Below are 16,748 nucleotides of genomic sequence, written 5' to 3' on the forward strand. Positions count from 1 at the left end.
GCCCCGCGATAGCGTCAGCCCAGGCAATCAATCAGCCGGCTGCTTGAACACATAGAACAGGTTCGGCTCGCTGACCAGGTAAATGGTCCCAGCGTCATCCATCGCAATCCCCTCCGCCTGCGGCACGGTCTGCTTCAAACCCTGAGACCCCTTGCGCAGCGACAGCGTGCTGAGCGGCCTGCCCTCCACATCCAGCTCCAGCACCAACCGCGACTCGTCCGACAGCGCCAGCAGGTGCCCGCTGCGTTCGTCGAACTGCAGGCTCGACAGGTCCCTCACGAACAGCCGCCGGTCACGCTTGCGGTCCTGCACCACATGCACGGCATAGGGCTTGTCGGGGTTGTCATGGGGAAAACCATGCACCTCGTAGATCATCATCGGATCCCGCTCCTTGGCCACGAACAGGCGCTTGCCCGCCGAGTCGTAGGCCAGTCCCTCGAAGCCCTTGTTGCCATTGAGACCGATGCCAAGGGACAGCTGCTCGGCATCGCTGGCGTCGAGGAACAGGGTGTCGTCGTCCAGGCGCACGCGAATCAGCCGCTGCTGGCGCTCGTCGGTGATCACGTAGCTGTTGGGTCCCACATACTCTACCGCCTCGGGGTCACCGAAGCCGGTCAGCGGCACGCGGCGCAGGATACGGCCGTCCAGCGACAGCTCGATCAGCTCCGAGCGGGCATTGGTGACGGTGAACAGGCTCTTGCGGTCGGGATCGTAGGTCAGCGCCGAGATGTCGTCGTCCAGCCCGACGATGGGCTGCGCTTCGATCGCCACCCGGTAGCGATCCAGGCCGATGCTTTGTTCGGCCGGTTGCCACCAGGTCTTGAGGTTGAACCAGCCGCGCTCGAACAGGCGGAACTCATGCCCGGCAGCAGCCAGGACGAGCAGGACAACAAGCACGATGAAGGCGAAGATCAGGCGAAGGTGGCGGCGCATGCGGACGGACTCGGCGAAAGGAGCGCGTAGCTAACCACTATCAACTGAAGCAAAGCTTAATGCCATCATCAGGAAAGTCTGGCAGTTCAGGGCTTCCTGAAACGATAGAACAGGTTGGGCTCACTGATGATGTACAGGTTGCCCCTGTCATCCATCGCCACACCTTCAGCCCGCGGAATGGTGTCACCCAGGCCGTTGAAGCCACCGAGCAAGGTCATGAAGCTGACCTGCTCGCCCTTCTCGTCCAGTTCGAGCAGCATGTTGGAGTCCGCCGACAGTGCCAGCAGGTGACCGGTGCGCGGGTCGATGCCCAGTGCCGACAGGTTGCGCAGGTCCAATTCGTCGCTGGGCAGCGGTTGCTTGTCGCCCTTGAGCGGGCCTTGGCCGTCAGTGCTCCAGATGAACAGTTTCGGTGGCCGCTCGGCGCCGATGATCAGCCGCTGCCGGATCTGGTCCCAGGCAATGGCTTCGAAGCCCTTGTTGCCATCCTCGGTATTGCCCAGGTCATAGGACGGATAGTCGGCGCGGTTCAGCGATGTCGAGGTGGCATCCACCTTGACCAGCGTCAGGTCATGGTTGCGCTCGTCGACAATGGCGACCTGGCCATTTTCGAGTACCGCCACGCCTTCCGGGTTCGACCAGCCCACCAGGGGAATCTTGCGCAATACATCACCGTCAAGGGTGAGCTCGACCAGGAATGGGTGCTTGCCCATGACCGAGAACAAGGTGCGGGTGTGCGGATTGAACGCGAGGTCCGATGCTTCGTCACGCTCCATGCCCGGCAACGGCTTGGCATCGATGTCGACCACGTAGTCCGGCAGCCAGATGCTTTCCTGGCGCTCGGCCTGGCTTTCGAAGCCTTCCTTTATCCACAGCAGGCCACGGTCATCCCAATGCATGGCCACCACCAGGCCATAGGCGATGATCGCCAGCGCAAGCAGCCACAGCGACCAGCGGGTGATCAGTCGTCGCTTTGGCGGCAGGGATGCGCTGGGGGGATTGGTCATCGGACAGGGATCCTGGAAATAGGCGGCAGGGTGGTCGCCACGGTCGGCAAAGGAGCGGGAAACAGCGAATTATCCGGATCAATTGTGAAAAAAACGACAAATCCTACCGGCAAGGGCGGCGACGACGGCATTGCGCCGTCGTCGATCTTGGTCAGAGCACCCGGCCTTCGAACCGGCTCGCGCCCGGAAGTTCCAGCACCAGCTCATCGCCCACATTGAACGGCCCCACGCCCGCCGGGGTGCCGGTGAGGATGACATCGCCGGCCTGCAGGGAGAAATGCGCCGCCATATGCTGGATCATCGGCACGATCGGGTTGAGCATCAGCGCGCTGTTGCCGTCCTGGCGTACCTTGCCGTTAATGGTCAGACGAATGCCGATATCGGTCAGGTCCTCGAAGGTACCGGCCGACACGAACGGCGGCAGCACGCAGGCGCCATCGAAACACTTGGCCAGTTCCCAGGGCAGGCCCTTTTCCTTCAGCTTCGCCTGCACATCGCGCAGAGTGAGGTCCAGCGCCGGGGCAAAGCCGGAGATGGCGTCGAGCACCTCTTCCTCGGAGGGATGGGTGGACAGAGGCTTGCCCAGCAGCACGGCGATCTCCGCTTCGTAGTGCACCGAACCGCGCTCGGTCGGGATCTTGAAGCCGCCTTCCAGGGGCACCACGCAGCTGCCGGGTTTTATGAACAGCAGCGGCTCGCTGGGGATGGGGTTGTCCAGTTCCTTGGCATGCTCGGCGTAGTTGCGGCCGATGCACACCACCTTGCCCAGCGGGAAGTGGATGCGCGTGCCGTCTACGTACTGGTGCTGGTAACTCATGGCCGACTCCTGTGAATACTGCTTTTTATTCGGGAGCGAAGATCTTACCCGGATTCATGATGCCGTTCGGGTCGAACACGGCCTTGATCGCCTTCATGCAGGCAATTTCCTCCGGCGAGCGGCTGTAGCCCAGGTAGTCACGCTTGGTCATGCCCACGCCATGCTCGGCGGAGATCGAGCCGTTGTAGCGTTCGACGATCTCGAACACCCATTTGTTGACCTTGGCACAGGAAGCGAAGAAGTCGTCCTTGCTCATGTGGTCGGGCTTGAGGATGTTCAGGTGCAGGTTGCCGTCGCCGATGTGGCCGTACCAGACCACTTCGTAGTCCGGGTAGTGCTTGCCGACGATGGCGTCGATATCGCGCAGGAAAGCCGGCACCTTGGACACGGTGACCGAGATGTCGTTCTTGTACGGCGTCCAGTGCGAGATGGTCTCGGACAGGTACTCGCGCAGCTTCCACAGGTTCTTCAGCTGGGTCTCGCTCTGGCTCATCACCCCATCGAGCACCCAGCCCTGCTCCACGCAGTGCTCAAAGGTGGCCAGGGCCTCGTTGGCCACTTCCTCGGTGCTGGCTTCGAACTCCAACAGGGCGTAGAACGGGCAGTCGGTTTCGAACGGCGCGGGCACATCACCCCGGGCGAGGATCTTGGCCAGACCCTTGTCGGAAAAGAACTCGAAGGCCGTCAGGTCGAGCTTGCCCTGGAAGGCGTGCAGCACCGGCATGATCGCGTCGAAATCGGGCGTGCCCAGCACCATGGCGGTGAGGTTGCGCGGCGCGCGGTCCAGGCGCATGGTGGCCTCGACCACGAAGCCCAGGGTGCCTTCGGCGCCGATGAACAGCTGGCGCAAGTCGTAGCCGGTGGCGTTCTTGATCAGGTCCTTGTTCAGCTCGAGCAGCTCGCCCTTGCCGGTGACCACTTTCAACCCGGCCACCCAGTTGCGGGTCATGCCGTAGCGAATCACCTTGATCCCGCCAGCGTTGGTACCGATGTTGCCGCCGATCTGGCTGGAACCGCTCGAGGCGAAGTCCACTGGGTAATAGAGGCCTTGGTCCTCGGCAAACTGTTGCAACTGGCGGGTGACGACCCCTGGCTGGCAGGCTACGGTGCGGTCGAATTCATTGAAGGCCAGGATCTGGTTCATGTAATCGAAGGCCACCACCACCTCGCCATGGGCGGCCACGGCGGCGCCCGACAGGCCGGTACGCCCGCCCGATGGCACCAGGGCGACCTTGTGCCGGTTGGCCCAGCGCACGATGGCCTGTACCTGCTCGACAGACTTGGGGAAGACGATGGCGGTGGGAGCCGGCGGGTAGTGCTTGGTCCAGTCCTTGCCGTAGGCCTCGAGCGAGGCCGGGTCGGTGAGGACCTTGCCAGGGTCGACCAGGGTCATCAGCTCATCAATTACCGCAGACTGGGTCATCGCTGGAACTCTCGACTTATTCATAGTCACCCTGAGCACGCTTCACCTGTCGGCATAAGCTCAGATTGTGTCGCGTATGCTAGCATAGCCCTCCCGCTGTTCGTGCTAAGGCCGACGCCGCGCCGCTTCACCCCCTCTTCGCCATTTTTCTCCGGGATACAGGTTTACGCAGATGAGCAAGACTTCTCTCGACAAGAGCAAGATCCGGTTCCTTCTTCTTGAAGGTGTGCACCAGAACGCGGTCGATACCCTCAAGGCCGCCGGCTACACCAACATCGAATACCTCACTGGTTCGCTGCCGGAAGCCGAGCTGAAGGAAAAGATCGCCGATGCCCATTTCATCGGCATCCGCTCGCGCACCCAACTGACCGAAGAGATCTTCGACTGCGCGAAGAAACTGGTGGCGGTCGGTTGCTTCTGCATCGGCACCAACCAGGTCGACCTGGAAGCGGCTCGCGAGCGCGGTATCGCCGTGTTCAACGCCCCTTACTCGAACACCCGTTCGGTGGCCGAGCTGGTGCTGGCCGAAGCGATCCTGCTGCTGCGCGGCATCCCCGAGAAGAACGCTTCCTGCCACCGTGGCGGCTGGATCAAGAGCGCGGCCAACTCCTTCGAGATCCGTGGCAAGAAGCTGGGCATCGTCGGCTACGGCTCGATCGGCACCCAGCTGTCGGTCCTGGCCGAGAGCCTGGGCATGCAGGTGTACTTCTTCGACCCGCTGACCAAGCTGCCGCTGGGCAACGCGGTACAGGTCACCAGCCTGCACGAGCTGCTGGGCCTGGCCGACATCGTCTCGCTGCACGTGCCTGAGCTGCCGTCCACCCAGTGGATGATCGGCGAGAAGGAAATCCGCGCGATGAAGAAGGGCTCGATCCTGATCAACGCCGCCCGAGGTACCGTGGTCGAGCTGGACCATCTGGCCGCCGCGATCAAGGACAAGCACCTGATCGGCGCCGCCATCGACGTGTTCCCGGTCGAGCCGCGCTCCAACGACGAAGAGTTCGAAAGCCCGCTGCGCGGCCTGGACAACGTGATCCTGACCCCGCATATCGGTGGTTCCACCGCCGAGGCCCAGGCCAACATTGGCCTGGAAGTGGCCGAGAAACTGGTCAAGTACAGCGACAACGGTACGTCCGTATCGTCGGTCAACTTCCCGGAAGTGGCCCTGCCGGCCCACCCAGGCAAGCACCGCCTGCTGCACATCCACGAAAACATCCCGGGCGTGCTCAGCGAGATCAACAAGGTGTTCGCCGAGAACGGTATCAACATCTCCGGTCAGTTCCTGCAGACCAACGAGAAAGTGGGGTACGTGGTCATCGACGTCGACGCCGAGTACTCGGACCTGGCCCAGGAGAAACTGCAGCACGTGAAGGGCACCATCCGCTCGCGCGTACTGTTCTGAGTTTCACTGCGTCATGAAAGCGGGAGGCCCTGGTGGCCTCCCTTTTTTGTTTGGCTAACGGCTAAAACCCAGAAGGGCCACTACAAAAATCCACCAATACCACTATCACTCGTTTTTACCCCCTCGCCACACAACCGTCTCACAGCCTTCCTAGCATGGCCCCATCTCTTCGATGAGGCCTTGCCATGAACGACGCCACGCCAGGCGCACAGATGAAAGTGCGCGGTATCCACAAGCGCTTCGGCGCCTTCACCGCACTCAACGACGTCTCTCTCGACATCGCCGCCGGCGAGCTGGTGTGCCTGCTCGGCCCATCGGGCTGTGGCAAGACCACCTTGCTGCGCTGCATCGCCGGGCTCGAACGCCAGGACCGCGGGACGTTATACATTGGCGAGCGCGACATCTCCGAGCTGCCACCCCAGGCCCGTGACTACGGCATCCTGTTCCAGTCCTACGCCCTGTTCCCCAACCTCACCGTCGAGGCCAACATCGCCTACGGCTTGGCCGGCAGCGGCCGTGAGGCCTCGCGCCAGCGGGTCGGTGAAATGCTCGAGCTGGTCGGCCTTGCCGGCAGCGAGAAGAAATACCCCGGCCAGCTGTCCGGCGGCCAGCAGCAGCGCGTGGCCCTGGCCCGAGCGCTGGCGCCCTCGCCGTCGCTGCTGCTGCTCGACGAGCCGATGTCGGCGCTGGACGCCCGTGTGCGCGAGCACCTGTGCACCGAACTGCGCCAGCTGCAGCGTCAACTTGGCATCACCACGCTGATGGTCACCCACAACCAGGACGAGGCCATGCTGATGGCCGACCGCATCGCCGTGATGAACAACGGCCAGGTCGAGCAGTACGCCACGCCCCAGGAGATCTATGACCAGCCGGCCACGCCGTTTGTCGCCGAATTCGTCGGCCAAGGCAACTGGCTGCCGTTCCAGCGCAGCGGCGACAGCCATGCCCAGGTCGGCGGCCTGCACATGCGCCTGGCGGCCAACGCCGCTGGCGCCAGCAGTGGGCGGCTGTTCTGCCGGCCCGAGGCGATCACCGTCAACCCGGTGGTACACGAGGAAAACCTGTTCCCGGCCAAGGTCCGCGAGATCACTTTCCTCGGCAACCGCTGCCGCATGAGCTTCGAGTTCAAGGCCCTGCCGGGCCACGCATTGCTTGCGGAGCTGGCGCCGGAGGCGATGCCGCGCCTGGGCTCGCAGGACATCTGGGTGGCCCTGCCGCCGCAGAGCCTGCAGGTGTTCGCCTGAGATGGCCGCGCCGATGACCCTGCCGCTCACCTCCACCAAGGTCGCACCTCGCAGTGGTGTCGCTCTAGGGGACCGTCTGTTCGTGGTCGGTGGCAAGAGCCTGCTGCTGATCTTGCTGGTGCTGGCGGTGCTGATGCCGTTGCTGGCGATCTTCTGGCGCGGTTTCAGCGCTGAAGCCGGGCAGGGCGGCGGCCTGCCGGCGGCCCGTGAGCTGTTCGCCAGCGAGAACTTCCACTGGCTGCTCGGCAACAGCCTGGCGGTGGCCTTCACCGTCGCTGCCATTGTCGTGCCGCTGGCCTACCTGTTTGCCTATGCCCTGCAACGCACGCTGATTCCGGCCAAGGGCCTTTGGCGAGGCATCTCGCTGCTGCCGTTGCTGGCGCCGTCGATGCTGCCGGCCATCGCCCTGGTGTACCTGTTCGGCAACCAGGGCCTGCTGCGCGGGCTGCTCAGCGACAACATCTACGGCTTCTGGGGCATCGTCATCGGCGAGGCCATCTACACCTTCCCCCACGCCCTGATGATCCTGCTTTCGGCGCTGTCGCTGGCCGACGCGCGACTGTTCGACGCCGCCTCGAGCATGGGGGCTGGGCCGGCGCGGGCATTCTTCAGCATCACCTGGCCGGCCACGCGCCAGGCGGTGTTCGCCGCGTTCTGCCTGGTGTTCACCCTGACCATCACCGATTTCGGCGTGCCTGTCGTGGTAGGTGGGGATTACCAGGTGCTGGCCCTGGAAGCCTACAAGGCCGTGGTCGGCCAGCAGCAGTTCGGTCGTGGCGCGCTGATCGGCATGGTGCTGCTGGTGCCGGCGCTGCTCAGTTTCGCCGTCGATGCCTGGTTGCGTCGCCGCCAGGGCGACGCCATGAGCGGCCGTGCCCAGGTGTTCGAGCCCAAGCCATCGCGGCTGCGCGATGGCTGCTTCCTGGCCATCGTGCTGCTGGTGTGCGCGGCACTGCTGGCGGTGATCGGCATGGCGGTGTACTCGTCGCTGGTCACGTTCTGGCCGTACAACCTGTCGCTGTCGCTCAAGCACTACATGTTCGAGGACACCGCCGGTGGTGGTTGGCTGGCCTATCGCAACAGCGTGACCATGGCCATCGGCACCGCGCTGATCGGCAGCGTGGTGATCTTCACCGGCGCCTACTTGATGGAGAAGACCCAGGGGCAGCGCCTGCTCAACCAACTGCTGCGCCTGCTGAGCTTTATTCCCATGGCGGTGCCCGGCCTGGTGCTGGGCCTGGGCTACGTGTTCTTCTTCAACCTCAACGGCAACCCGCTGCATGTGTTCTACGGCAGCATGGCGCTGCTGGTGGTGTGCACCATCGCTCACTACCTGACCACCGCGCAGATGACCGCCACCACCGCACTGCGCCAGCTCGATGGCGAGTTCGAGGCCGCCGCGCTGTCGCTCAAGGCGCCGCTGTACAGGCATTTCATGCGGGTCACCGTGCCGATTTGCCTGCCGGCGCTGCTGGACATCATTCGCTACCTGTTTGTCTCGGCCATGACCACCGTGTCGGCGGCGATCTTCCTGTACAGCCCCGACACCATCCTCGCCGCCGTTGCCGTGCTGAACATGGACGACGCCGGCAACGTCGGCGGTGCCGCTGCCATGTCGACCCTGATCCTGCTCACCAGCGCTGCCGCATCCTTGCTGCTGGCCGGTGCCTCACGCGGCCTGCTGCGCCGCTCCCAGGCCTGGCGCCAGCGCGCCCCAGGCCATTGACCGACTGCCCACACTGATAGGAACCGCATCATGTTCAAGCCCCTCGCACTTGCCGCTGCCGTATCCGCTGTCTTCAGCCTGCAGGCCTCGGCCGCGACCCAGCTGACCGTCTACACCGCCCTCGAGGCCGAGCAGCTCAAGCGCTACAAGCAGGCTTTCGAAAAGGCCAACCCCGACATCGAGATCAAGTGGGTGCGCGACTCCACCGGCATCATCACCGCCAAGCTGCTGGCCGAGAAGGACCGTCCGCAGGCCGACGTGGTGTGGGGCCTGGCTGCTTCCAGCCTGGCCATCCTCGATCAGAACGGCATGCTCGAGGCCTATGCGCCGAAAGACCTGGGCAAGATCTCGGCCAACTATCGCGACGCCGCCAACCCGCCGGCCTGGGTGGGCATGGACGTGTGGGCCGCGACCCTCTGCTTCAACACCGTCGAGGCCGAGAAGCAGGGCCTGAGCAAGCCGGTGAGCTGGCAGGACCTGACCAAGCCTGAATACAAGGGCAAGATCGTCATGCCCAACCCGGCCTCGTCCGGCACCGGCTTCCTGGATGTGAGCGCCTGGCTGCAGACCTTCGGCGAACCGCAGGGCTGGGCCTACATGGATGCGCTGCACCAGAACATCGGCCAGTACGTTCATTCCGGCTCCAAGCCGTGCAAGCTGGCGGCCGCCGGTGAATTCCCGATCGGCATCTCCTTCGAGTACCCGGCCGTGCAGCTCAAGCGCCAGGGCGCGCCGCTGGATATCGTGCTGCCCAAGGAAGGCCTGGGCTGGGAGATCGAAGCCACCGCGGTGATCAAGGGCTCGCCGAAGGCCGATGCCGCCAGGCGCCTGGCCGACTTCTCCGCGAGCCCCGCGGCCATGGAGCTGTACAAGGAGAACTTCGCCGTGCTCGCCGCGCCGGGCATCGCCAAGCCGCAGACCGAGTTGCCGGCCGATTACGAGCAGCGCCTGATCAAGAACGACTTCGCCTGGGCCTCGAAGAACCGCGACCAGATCCTCAGTGAGTGGCGCAAGCGCTACGACGGCAAGTCCGAGAAGGTCGCCCAGCAGTAAAGCCTTCGCGCAGCGAGCCTGTTCCTGCAAGATCGTGGGAGCGGGCTTGCCCCGCTACGGCGTCACATCCGTCAGAACAGGAGCCCGCGTGATGGCAACATCCTCCCAGATTGTCAGCGACATCTTTGCCCTCTATGACCGTCATGGCAGCGCCGACTACATCGGCGAAGCCATCACCCAGGTCGAGCACATGTCCCAGGCCGCCCAGTTGGCGATGGAGGAGGGCTACGACGACGAAGTGATCCTCGCTGCCTTCTTCCACGACATCGGCCACCTGTGCGAGGGCGAGGACATGGGCGGCTATGGCATCGTCAGCCATGAGCGCATCGGCGCCGAGTACCTGCGCCGCTGCGGTTTCAGCGAGCGACTGGCGCGGCTGGTGCAGTATCACGTCGAGGCCAAGCGCTACCTGACCTTGCGCCAGCCCGGCTACTACGCTCGCCTGAGCGAGGCCAGCCGGCGCACGCTGGCCTACCAGGGCGGGGTGATGAACAACAGCGAAGCCGACGCGTTCGAGGCCGATCCTCTGTTCCGGGTGAGTCTGCGCCTGCGTGAGTGGGACGAGATGGCGAAGCTGACCGGTGTGCCCGTGATGGACCTGGAGGTGCTGAAGAGAAAGGCGCTGGCGGTACTTTGATCGATCCGTTTTCCCTTTCCGCAAGATCCCGCATCACTTCTCCAGATGCTCATGCTGTGCCTCTTACCATACTTCCCCTCCTGGCAGCCCACTCGTTGCGACGAGGAGACCTATCACCATGTCGTTCCCCATTGCGATTCTCCCCGGTGACGATAAACATGCCAGGGGTGTGGAAGTCCCTGATATTCCAGGCTGTTTCTCGGCCGGCGAGGACCTCGACAACGCCATTGCCATGGCCCGCGAGGCCATCGAAGGCCACCTCGAACTGCTGGCCCAGGACCAGCAAGAGATCCCCAAGGCCCGCCTGGTCAGCGTGCACGCGGCGAATCCGGCCTATGCCGGCTGTACCTGGGCGCTGATCGACATCAGCCGTTACCTGGGCAAGGCCGAGAAGCTCAACATCATGCTGCCGGCGTATTTGCTCACCCGCATCGACGCGTACGTGCAGAACCATCCGGAGCACAAGAACCGTTCGGGCTTCCTGGCCGAAGCGGCGCTCAGGATCTTGCAGGGGGACTGCAAGTGATCGGGCGCTCGCGTCCAACGGTAGGCGCACGCTGACGCACAATTCGCCATCGTTTCAGTCCAATCGAGATCTGTAGTTTGGAGGGCCGGATCAACCTGCGTTCGATTGGCGATCCGGGTGGGGGTCGATTGGCCTGTCGAGATGATCGTCCAGTTGGTTCCAATCCTCCCCGAACAACTCCACCGGATGCATGGTCCGGTCCGCGCCGTTGCCGCATGCCAGTGCCTTGGCCGGGCAGTACAGGTCGCAGCCCCAGCAGATCCGTTCGGGATGGCTGGGGTTGCTGGGAAATCGCTTGGCCATGTTTCCCTCCATGAAGTGAATGCCTGCGCTCAGGCTATGCCGCGCATGGCCAAGGGGCTTGATCGGGGTCAATGCCGCTAGCTGATCGGCCCGGGCGCCTGCACCTGTTTCATCAGGTCGTCGTTCCAGTGGCCCTCGACCTGCACATGCGCGGCGGCGCCGAGCATCACCGCTTCGATCAGGTTGTGGTTGAGGTAGGTGTACAGCCCGGGCTGGCGGAAGGTATACAACGCCGCGCCCGCCGCGCCGCCGGGAATGAACCAGGTTTCCAGGTTGCGCTGCGGCGGGTTGGCGAACTTGCCCGAGGCCCAGACATAGTCGCCGTGGCCGCCGATCAGGTGCGGGCGGGTATCGCGGTTGGCCTGGGAGTGAACGATCAGCACGGTCTCGCCGACCTTGGCGGTGAGCGCCTGCTTGCCGGTCAGGGCACCGACGCTGCCGTTGAACACCACATGGCTGGGCACCAGCCCTTTCATCAGCTGGCTCATGTCACCGAAGCTGGCCATGGGGTTGGCGTAGCGCTTGTACTTGCCGTCCTTGTCGCGGGGGATGTAGTAGTCCTGTTCGCCGATGTACCAGACTTTGTCGTAGCGCAATGGCCGGCCCTCGGGGTCCTTCAGGCCATCGCGGGGCAGGACCATGATCGCGCCGTTCATGCCGCACACCACATGCCAGGGAATCATCGCCCCGCCCGGTGCGCAGTGGTATACGAACACCCCGGCACGGTCGGCCTTGAAGCGCAGCTTGACCTGCTCGCCGGGCTTCACGTGGGTCAGCTCGCCGCCGCCGAGGGCGCCGGTGGAGGCGTGGAAATCGATGTTGTGCATCATGCTGTTGCTGGCTGGGTTGACCAGGGTGAGTTCCACGTAGTCGCCCTCATGCACCACCATCAGCGGGCCGGGAACCGAGCCGTTGAACGTCATGGCGTGGATGTAGGCGCCGGCGGTGTCGATGGCCAGTTCTTTCTCTTCGATGACCATGCGGAACTCGACGATCCGCGGCTTGCCCTCGGCACGCTGGGTATGAGCGTGGACTTGCGGCGGCGCCACCAGCTCGACGCTGACACGTTCCAGTTTCGCCAGGCCAACCGCCGGGTCCTGGCCCGGTACGGCGGTCGCGGCCTTTGCCAGGCCACTGCCAAGCGCCGAGGCGCCGACGCCCAGTAACACGGTACCGGCCAGCATGCCACGCCGGGTGAGGGACACGCCTTCTTGCTCGTTCATGGGACTTCTCCTTAAGTCGACGAAAGCCGTCTGGCACAGGAATAGCCGCTTTAAAGGTAAGGTTTATTGAGGGAGAACAAGAAGCGGAGAGGGTGGGCAATGTGTCGCAGGGGCTGAAACGAAAAAGCCCCGACATTCGTCGAGGCTTTTGAGGATGGTGCCGGCACCAGGAATCGAACCCGGGACCTACTGATTACAAGTCAGTTGCTCTACCATCTGAGCTATACCGGCACAGGGGCGTCATTATAGCGATGGATTTGCCGCTGTAAACCACTTCGTTGCATCCATCGCACATTCCCCTAAGTCACCGCGCAGAAAGGAGAATTTTCCTACCAGCCGCGGTGAATCGAGTTGACGCTTGGCTCGGGCTGGCCCGGGTTGAAGAACAGCTTGCCGTTGTCGCAGCCGCGCTTGCGGCAGCTGCCGTCGGCGTTGTGCAGGGGCAGGCCGCGGTCGCCGCCCAGTTGCATGCCGGGCATGTTCCAGTTCAACGGGGCGGGCTTGCTCGATGGCGTGCCGCTGGCGCAGCCGGTCATGGCCAGGGCGAGGGTCAGCAGGGCGAAGGGCTTGGTGTGTTTCACGATGTTCGAGTCCGTTCCGGGATCAGTCTTTGTTCAGGATGCGCTGGATGGTGCCGCCGCAGGCCATGTAGCAGGAGTCGTAGTCATTGCCGCAACTGTAGCTGCTCCCCGTGTAGGAGGGGTAGCTCGGGTAGTAGCAACTGTGACGCGCTTCCTTCTTGCTCTTGCCGTTCTTGCAGTACTGGTAGGCCCTCATCTCGGCCTGGTGCAACGCACGTTCGCTGTTCTCCTGCAGGCGCGCCATCTGCTGGCAGTGGTTGCGCTCGGTCGAACAGCTGTTGATGCAATTGATGCCATGCGCGCTGGGCGGTGGCGAGTATCTGTAGGTGTAGCTAGGGCCGCAGCCGGCCAGCAGCAGGCAGGCCAGTACCAGGGCGGCCAGGCCCTTGGGGGAAAATGCCATGGGTGTTGCAGTCCTTGATCATTCGTCGCTGAACTCCAGCAGGTCGCCGGGCTGGCAGTTCAGGGCGCGACACAGCTTCTCGAGGGTCTCGATCTTGAAACCCTTGATCTTGCCGTTCTTCAGCAGCGACAGGTTCGCTTCCGTGATACCGATGATTTCCGCCAGGTCCTTGGAACGCATCTTGTTCCGGGCCATGACGACGTCGAGGCGGATGATTATCGGCATAGGAAGCAGTCAGACATAACAGTTATGTTCATCGCTGATGGTCTTGGCGTCACGCATGAGCAGCGAGAAGGCACACAGCAAGATGCCTTTCATGATCTCGTAGACAGCCTGCGATGATACACCGATCGAGAAGCTGAAGCTCCTTTCGCCGGCCGGCAGGTCGATGGCCAGGGCCAGGCCCTGCAAGGTGTAGGTCACCGGCCACAGCAACGGGGTGAAGATGCACAGCAGGCCGACCCACCACAGCAGCTTGATGTTGTCCGAGGACCAGGTCTGGCCACGGGACAGCCGATGGAAGAACAGGCCGGTCAGGCTTAGGGCAATGACGGAAATCATTGTCGGGATCATGTCCACGGCCAGTACCAGGCCGATGGCCAGGGGAGATGGCATGTAGCCGGGTTCCAGCAGCAGGGGCATCTGGTCGCCATAGGCCTGCAGGTAGCCGTTGAGCATTTCAGGGAAGTCGAAGATGCAGAGCAACGGGATGGCCGCCAACTCGACGATCGCGGTCGTCCAGGCCAGGTAGGCGGCAAATGTGCCGATGGTGCGTAGGCGCGAACGCGCATAGGCCACGGATCTACTGTTCATGGGGTGCCTCCGTACAGTGATGAACGGGGCGGATTATTCTTGAATAATTATCGTAAAACAATAATTAATTTTGTATTTTTGACTGTGGCGACGGTTTGTCGCAGGGGGAGGGGGTGAGCATGGCACAGGCCTTGCCGGTGTTCGCGGGGCCAGCCCGCTCCCATGCTGAGGAAGCTTGCCTACGCTATAGAGCAGTCGCAGGGTCATCCCTATAGGAACGACTGTGGGGAATATAATTTACGAAGCTTTCAGCAGGCTTTAAGGGGATAAATCTGGAGGCGCGCAATTTTTCGCGAGAAACATTTAGTCTAACCCTATCGTTTTGACTTAATCGATCAGTTCAGCTAATCTCGTGTTCATTATGTTGAACAGCAAAGCTTTCAAGCTCCTCTCCTCCTCCCGCCTGGTTTCCCGTGAACGTCACTGGACCGGCGACCTCTAGCGCCACCCTCCCTCTACAGCCATAACCATCTCTGTCTGGCGCCGATACCTGTGCGCTCGGCTGCTGTCGCCCATGGGAGGGCATCATGCGTTCCTGGATCTACCTGATCGTCGCCATCACCTTCGAGGTGATCGGCACGGCGTCGATGAAACTCGCCGCCACCCATTTCCCCGTGCTGGGGCATGCCGTCATGTACGTCATGATCTGTCTGTCGTATTTCTTCCTGGCCCTGGCGGTCAAGCGGGTGCCGGTGGGTGTCGCCTACGCGCTGTGGGAAGGGTTCGGTATCGTGCTGATTACCTTGATCAGCGTGCTCTGGCTCGGCGAAAGCCTGGGCTGGACCAAGGCCCTGGGCCTGGCGGTGATGATCGCCGGTATCCTGCTGGTCAAGGCCGGCACTCGGGCCAAGGCCGTCGAGCGTGAAGGGGAGGCGGCGCCATGCTGATGCCATTTGCCTGGCTGGGCCTGGCCATCGTGCTGGAAGTCCTGGCCAACCTGCTGCTCAAGTATTCCGAGGGTTTTAGCCGCAAGGGCCTGGGCATGGCCTCGATCCTGTGTGTGCTGGCGGCGTTCACCGCGCTGGCCCAGGCGGTCAAGGACATCGACCTGTCGCTGGCCTACGCCATCTGGGGTGGCTTCGGCATTCTTGCCACCGTGGCCATGGGCTGGGCCCTGTTCGGCCAGCGCCTGGCCGGGCGCGGCTGGCTCGGCCTGGTGCTGCTGCTGGTAGGCATGAGCTTGCTCAAACTGGCTTGACAACACCCCTGCCAGAGCGCTTGGCCGAATGGTTTATGCACAATGGGCATTGATTGCTTGCGCGAAAGGCATGCCGATCGGCGCTACCATCGGTCTTTGCGCAAAGGCCTGTTTTTACTGACTTTGCCGGCTGCAGTGGAATAAGCAAACCCGCGCAAATAGCCTCTGGATCCAACATTTGGTGACTTTCATCACAAGCTTGTTCACAGAGTTATCCACAGGCTGTCAACTGCCCTGCGGTGCTATGTCGCGCTCGCCAAGCAGCAGCAAGTTGCGAGGCGTTAGCGGGTAGTCGCAGAACACGCCGACCCTCACCGCATAGCCTTGCTCCTGAAGGAACAAGGCGCGGTCGAGCACCAGCCACATTTCCAGGGGGCGGCGGAAGAGATTGCGTACCCGCTCGAGGTTGCGCACCTCGGCCAGGCGTCGCTGGCCGGCTGCTTCCAGGAAGGCCCAGTCGGGATTGCCGCTGATCATGACCTGTTTGAGTTCGGCCAGGTCGCGGCAGTACTGCTCGAAGGGCTTTGCCAGCCAGCTGACCGGCAGCGATGGCGTGGGCAGGTAGTCGTCTACGCCACGTTGCTGGCGCTGCAGGAGGTCGAAGCCCAGGCGGCGGGCCATGGAGCTGTCACGCTGGCGGCGGGTGCGCAGGCTGGAGGTGACCGCTTCGCTCAGCGGCAGGCCCAGGTCTTCCTGGGTCAACGCCAGACTCGAGGCTCGGGCGGCGCGGGAGAGCGGCTGATAGGCCTGGCCCTGGATGCGGTTGTAGCAGCAGGGCGCAACGGCGATCTGCCGGCAACCCTGCTGGCTTGCCAATTGCATGAGCCGAACATGCAGTTCGCCGCAGGCGTGCAGGGCGACCACGCTCTTGTCGCCGTCCAGGTGGCGAGCGCTGTCGGCGGCCATGACGTCCTGATGCACGTGGGTGGCAGGCAAGTGATGGTGCTCGCTCAGGGCCTTGCCGGCGCTGACCAGTTCGGCGTCGTACTCCAGGCAGGTCAGGCGCTGGCCGGGCTGTAGCAGGCGACGGCCCAGGTGGCCTTTGCCGGAACACCAGTCGAGCCAGTGCCGGGCGGGTTGACTGAACGCCAGGCGACGGCTGAAGGCTTCGATCTGCTGCCACTTGCGGCCAGGGACACCGACATCGAGGCGGTGGCCGGCGGGATGCAGGCCGGCGTCGGGCAGTTCGCCGACGGCGGACAGCTGCGCGGCTTTGGCGGCCAGTTGTGGGAAGGGGGCCGGGGCCTCGGGAGTGTCGAGGGACTCGGCTTGTTCGAGGGTACATTGGCGAAGCCAATGGGACAGTTCCGGGTGTTCGTCTTCCCACGCCAGGCGCAGGTGGGTGAACGGGCGTGGGTGCCACAGCGGCTGGTGCTGTGCGAGGAAGCGGTCGAGGGCCTGGAAGCGCTCGAGGAGCTGGTCGTTTTGCAGGCAGGATGTTGTGGTCATTCGAGCACCG

Annotated in this window: 19 protein-coding genes and 1 tRNA gene; 8 read left to right on the top strand and 12 right to left on the bottom strand. The window is 63.3% G+C overall.

Annotated elements, in window-relative coordinates:
* Positions 1-27: 27 nt before the first annotated feature.
* From CC207_RS12800 to CC207_RS12815, 4 genes are all read right to left on the bottom strand, one after another.
* On the bottom strand, positions 28-933 hold the full coding sequence (locus CC207_RS12800) for an SdiA-regulated domain-containing protein (protein WP_028688494.1): 906 nt from the start codon (positions 931-933) through the stop codon (positions 28-30).
* 86 nt (positions 934-1,019) lie between these two features.
* A complete protein-coding gene (locus tag CC207_RS12805; RefSeq protein WP_069015882.1) occupies positions 1,020-1,940 on the bottom strand; it encodes an SdiA-regulated domain-containing protein in 921 nt (306 codons plus the stop codon).
* A gap of 151 nt (positions 1,941-2,091) precedes the next feature.
* Positions 2,092-2,757, bottom strand: coding sequence for a fumarylacetoacetate hydrolase family protein (locus CC207_RS12810; protein WP_028688492.1), 666 nt, complete (start codon positions 2,755-2,757; stop codon positions 2,092-2,094).
* 25 nt (positions 2,758-2,782) lie between these two features.
* Positions 2,783-4,180, bottom strand: a complete 1,398-nt coding sequence (locus CC207_RS12815) for an FAD-binding oxidoreductase (RefSeq protein ID WP_062359811.1) — start codon at positions 4,178-4,180, stop codon at positions 2,783-2,785.
* A 172-nt stretch (positions 4,181-4,352) separates the two neighbouring features.
* On the opposite strand from CC207_RS12815, the gene serA reads away from it, so the two are divergent.
* From serA to CC207_RS12845, 6 genes are all read left to right on the top strand, one after another.
* Positions 4,353-5,582 (top strand): phosphoglycerate dehydrogenase, encoded by a 1,230-nt coding sequence (gene serA, locus CC207_RS12820; RefSeq protein ID WP_028688490.1) that lies wholly within the window; start codon positions 4,353-4,355, stop codon positions 5,580-5,582.
* A gap of 185 nt (positions 5,583-5,767) precedes the next feature.
* Positions 5,768-6,826 (top strand): putative 2-aminoethylphosphonate ABC transporter ATP-binding protein, encoded by a 1,059-nt coding sequence (locus CC207_RS12825; RefSeq protein ID WP_088852207.1) that lies wholly within the window; start codon positions 5,768-5,770, stop codon positions 6,824-6,826.
* A gap of 1 nt (position 6,827) precedes the next feature.
* The gene (locus CC207_RS12830) at positions 6,828-8,552 is read left to right on the top strand and encodes a putative 2-aminoethylphosphonate ABC transporter permease subunit (protein ID WP_088852208.1); all 1,725 of its coding nucleotides are present in this window, start codon (positions 6,828-6,830) and stop codon (positions 8,550-8,552) included.
* Positions 8,553-8,582: 30 nt separating this feature from the next.
* On the top strand, positions 8,583-9,605 hold the full coding sequence (locus CC207_RS12835) for a putative 2-aminoethylphosphonate ABC transporter substrate-binding protein (protein ID WP_028688487.1): 1,023 nt from the start codon (positions 8,583-8,585) through the stop codon (positions 9,603-9,605).
* Positions 9,606-9,696: 91 nt separating this feature from the next.
* Positions 9,697-10,242 (top strand): phosphonate degradation HD-domain oxygenase, encoded by a 546-nt coding sequence (locus CC207_RS12840; RefSeq protein ID WP_028688486.1) that lies wholly within the window; start codon positions 9,697-9,699, stop codon positions 10,240-10,242.
* Between the two features lie 118 nt (positions 10,243-10,360).
* Positions 10,361-10,768, top strand: coding sequence for a type II toxin-antitoxin system HicB family antitoxin (locus CC207_RS12845; protein WP_088852209.1), 408 nt, complete (start codon positions 10,361-10,363; stop codon positions 10,766-10,768).
* Positions 10,769-10,858: 90 nt separating this feature from the next.
* On the opposite strand, the gene CC207_RS12850 is transcribed toward CC207_RS12845, so the two are convergent.
* The 7 genes from CC207_RS12850 to CC207_RS12880 form a co-directional block, all read right to left on the bottom strand.
* Complete coding sequence (locus tag CC207_RS12850) at positions 10,859-11,071, bottom strand: DUF3079 domain-containing protein (RefSeq protein ID WP_028688484.1); 213 nt, start codon at positions 11,069-11,071, stop codon at positions 10,859-10,861.
* 77 nt (positions 11,072-11,148) lie between these two features.
* On the bottom strand, positions 11,149-12,294 hold the full coding sequence (nirK, locus tag CC207_RS12855; RefSeq protein WP_088852210.1) for a copper-containing nitrite reductase: 1,146 nt from the start codon (positions 12,292-12,294) through the stop codon (positions 11,149-11,151).
* A 155-nt stretch (positions 12,295-12,449) separates the two neighbouring features.
* A tRNA-Thr gene (locus CC207_RS12860) sits at positions 12,450-12,525 on the bottom strand.
* Positions 12,526-12,623: 98 nt separating this feature from the next.
* Entirely contained in the window at positions 12,624-12,875 is a 252-nt protein-coding gene (locus tag CC207_RS12865) for a hypothetical protein (RefSeq protein WP_028688480.1), read from the bottom strand.
* A gap of 22 nt (positions 12,876-12,897) precedes the next feature.
* Positions 12,898-13,278: a hypothetical protein gene (locus CC207_RS12870; RefSeq protein WP_088852211.1), complete on the bottom strand. Its 381-nt coding sequence runs from the start codon at positions 13,276-13,278 to the stop codon at positions 12,898-12,900.
* Positions 13,279-13,296: 18 nt separating this feature from the next.
* On the bottom strand, positions 13,297-13,503 hold the full coding sequence (locus CC207_RS12875; protein ID WP_023629980.1) for a helix-turn-helix transcriptional regulator: 207 nt from the start codon (positions 13,501-13,503) through the stop codon (positions 13,297-13,299).
* Between the two features lie 9 nt (positions 13,504-13,512).
* Complete coding sequence (locus tag CC207_RS12880) at positions 13,513-14,091, bottom strand: hypothetical protein (protein WP_062359792.1); 579 nt, start codon at positions 14,089-14,091, stop codon at positions 13,513-13,515.
* Between the two features lie 527 nt (positions 14,092-14,618).
* On the opposite strand from CC207_RS12880, the gene CC207_RS12885 reads away from it, so the two are divergent.
* Both CC207_RS12885 and mdtI read left to right on the top strand, forming a co-directional pair.
* The gene (locus CC207_RS12885) at positions 14,619-14,978 is read left to right on the top strand and encodes a multidrug/spermidine efflux SMR transporter subunit MdtJ (RefSeq protein ID WP_088852212.1); all 360 of its coding nucleotides are present in this window, start codon (positions 14,619-14,621) and stop codon (positions 14,976-14,978) included.
* A complete protein-coding gene (gene mdtI / locus CC207_RS12890; protein WP_088852213.1) occupies positions 14,972-15,289 on the top strand; it encodes a multidrug/spermidine efflux SMR transporter subunit MdtI in 318 nt (105 codons plus the stop codon). Before CC207_RS12885 ends, mdtI begins: the two co-directional genes overlap by 7 nt.
* 225 nt (positions 15,290-15,514) lie before the next feature.
* On the opposite strand, the gene CC207_RS12895 is transcribed toward mdtI, so the two are convergent.
* Positions 15,515-16,738 (bottom strand): methyltransferase, encoded by a 1,224-nt coding sequence (locus CC207_RS12895; protein WP_088852214.1) that lies wholly within the window; start codon positions 16,736-16,738, stop codon positions 15,515-15,517.
* Between the last annotated feature and the right edge of the window lie 10 nt (positions 16,739-16,748).

This window comes from Pseudomonas sp. DrBHI1, assembly GCF_002205115.1.
Taxonomy (GTDB): domain Bacteria; phylum Pseudomonadota; class Gammaproteobacteria; order Pseudomonadales; family Pseudomonadaceae; genus Aquipseudomonas; species Aquipseudomonas mosselii.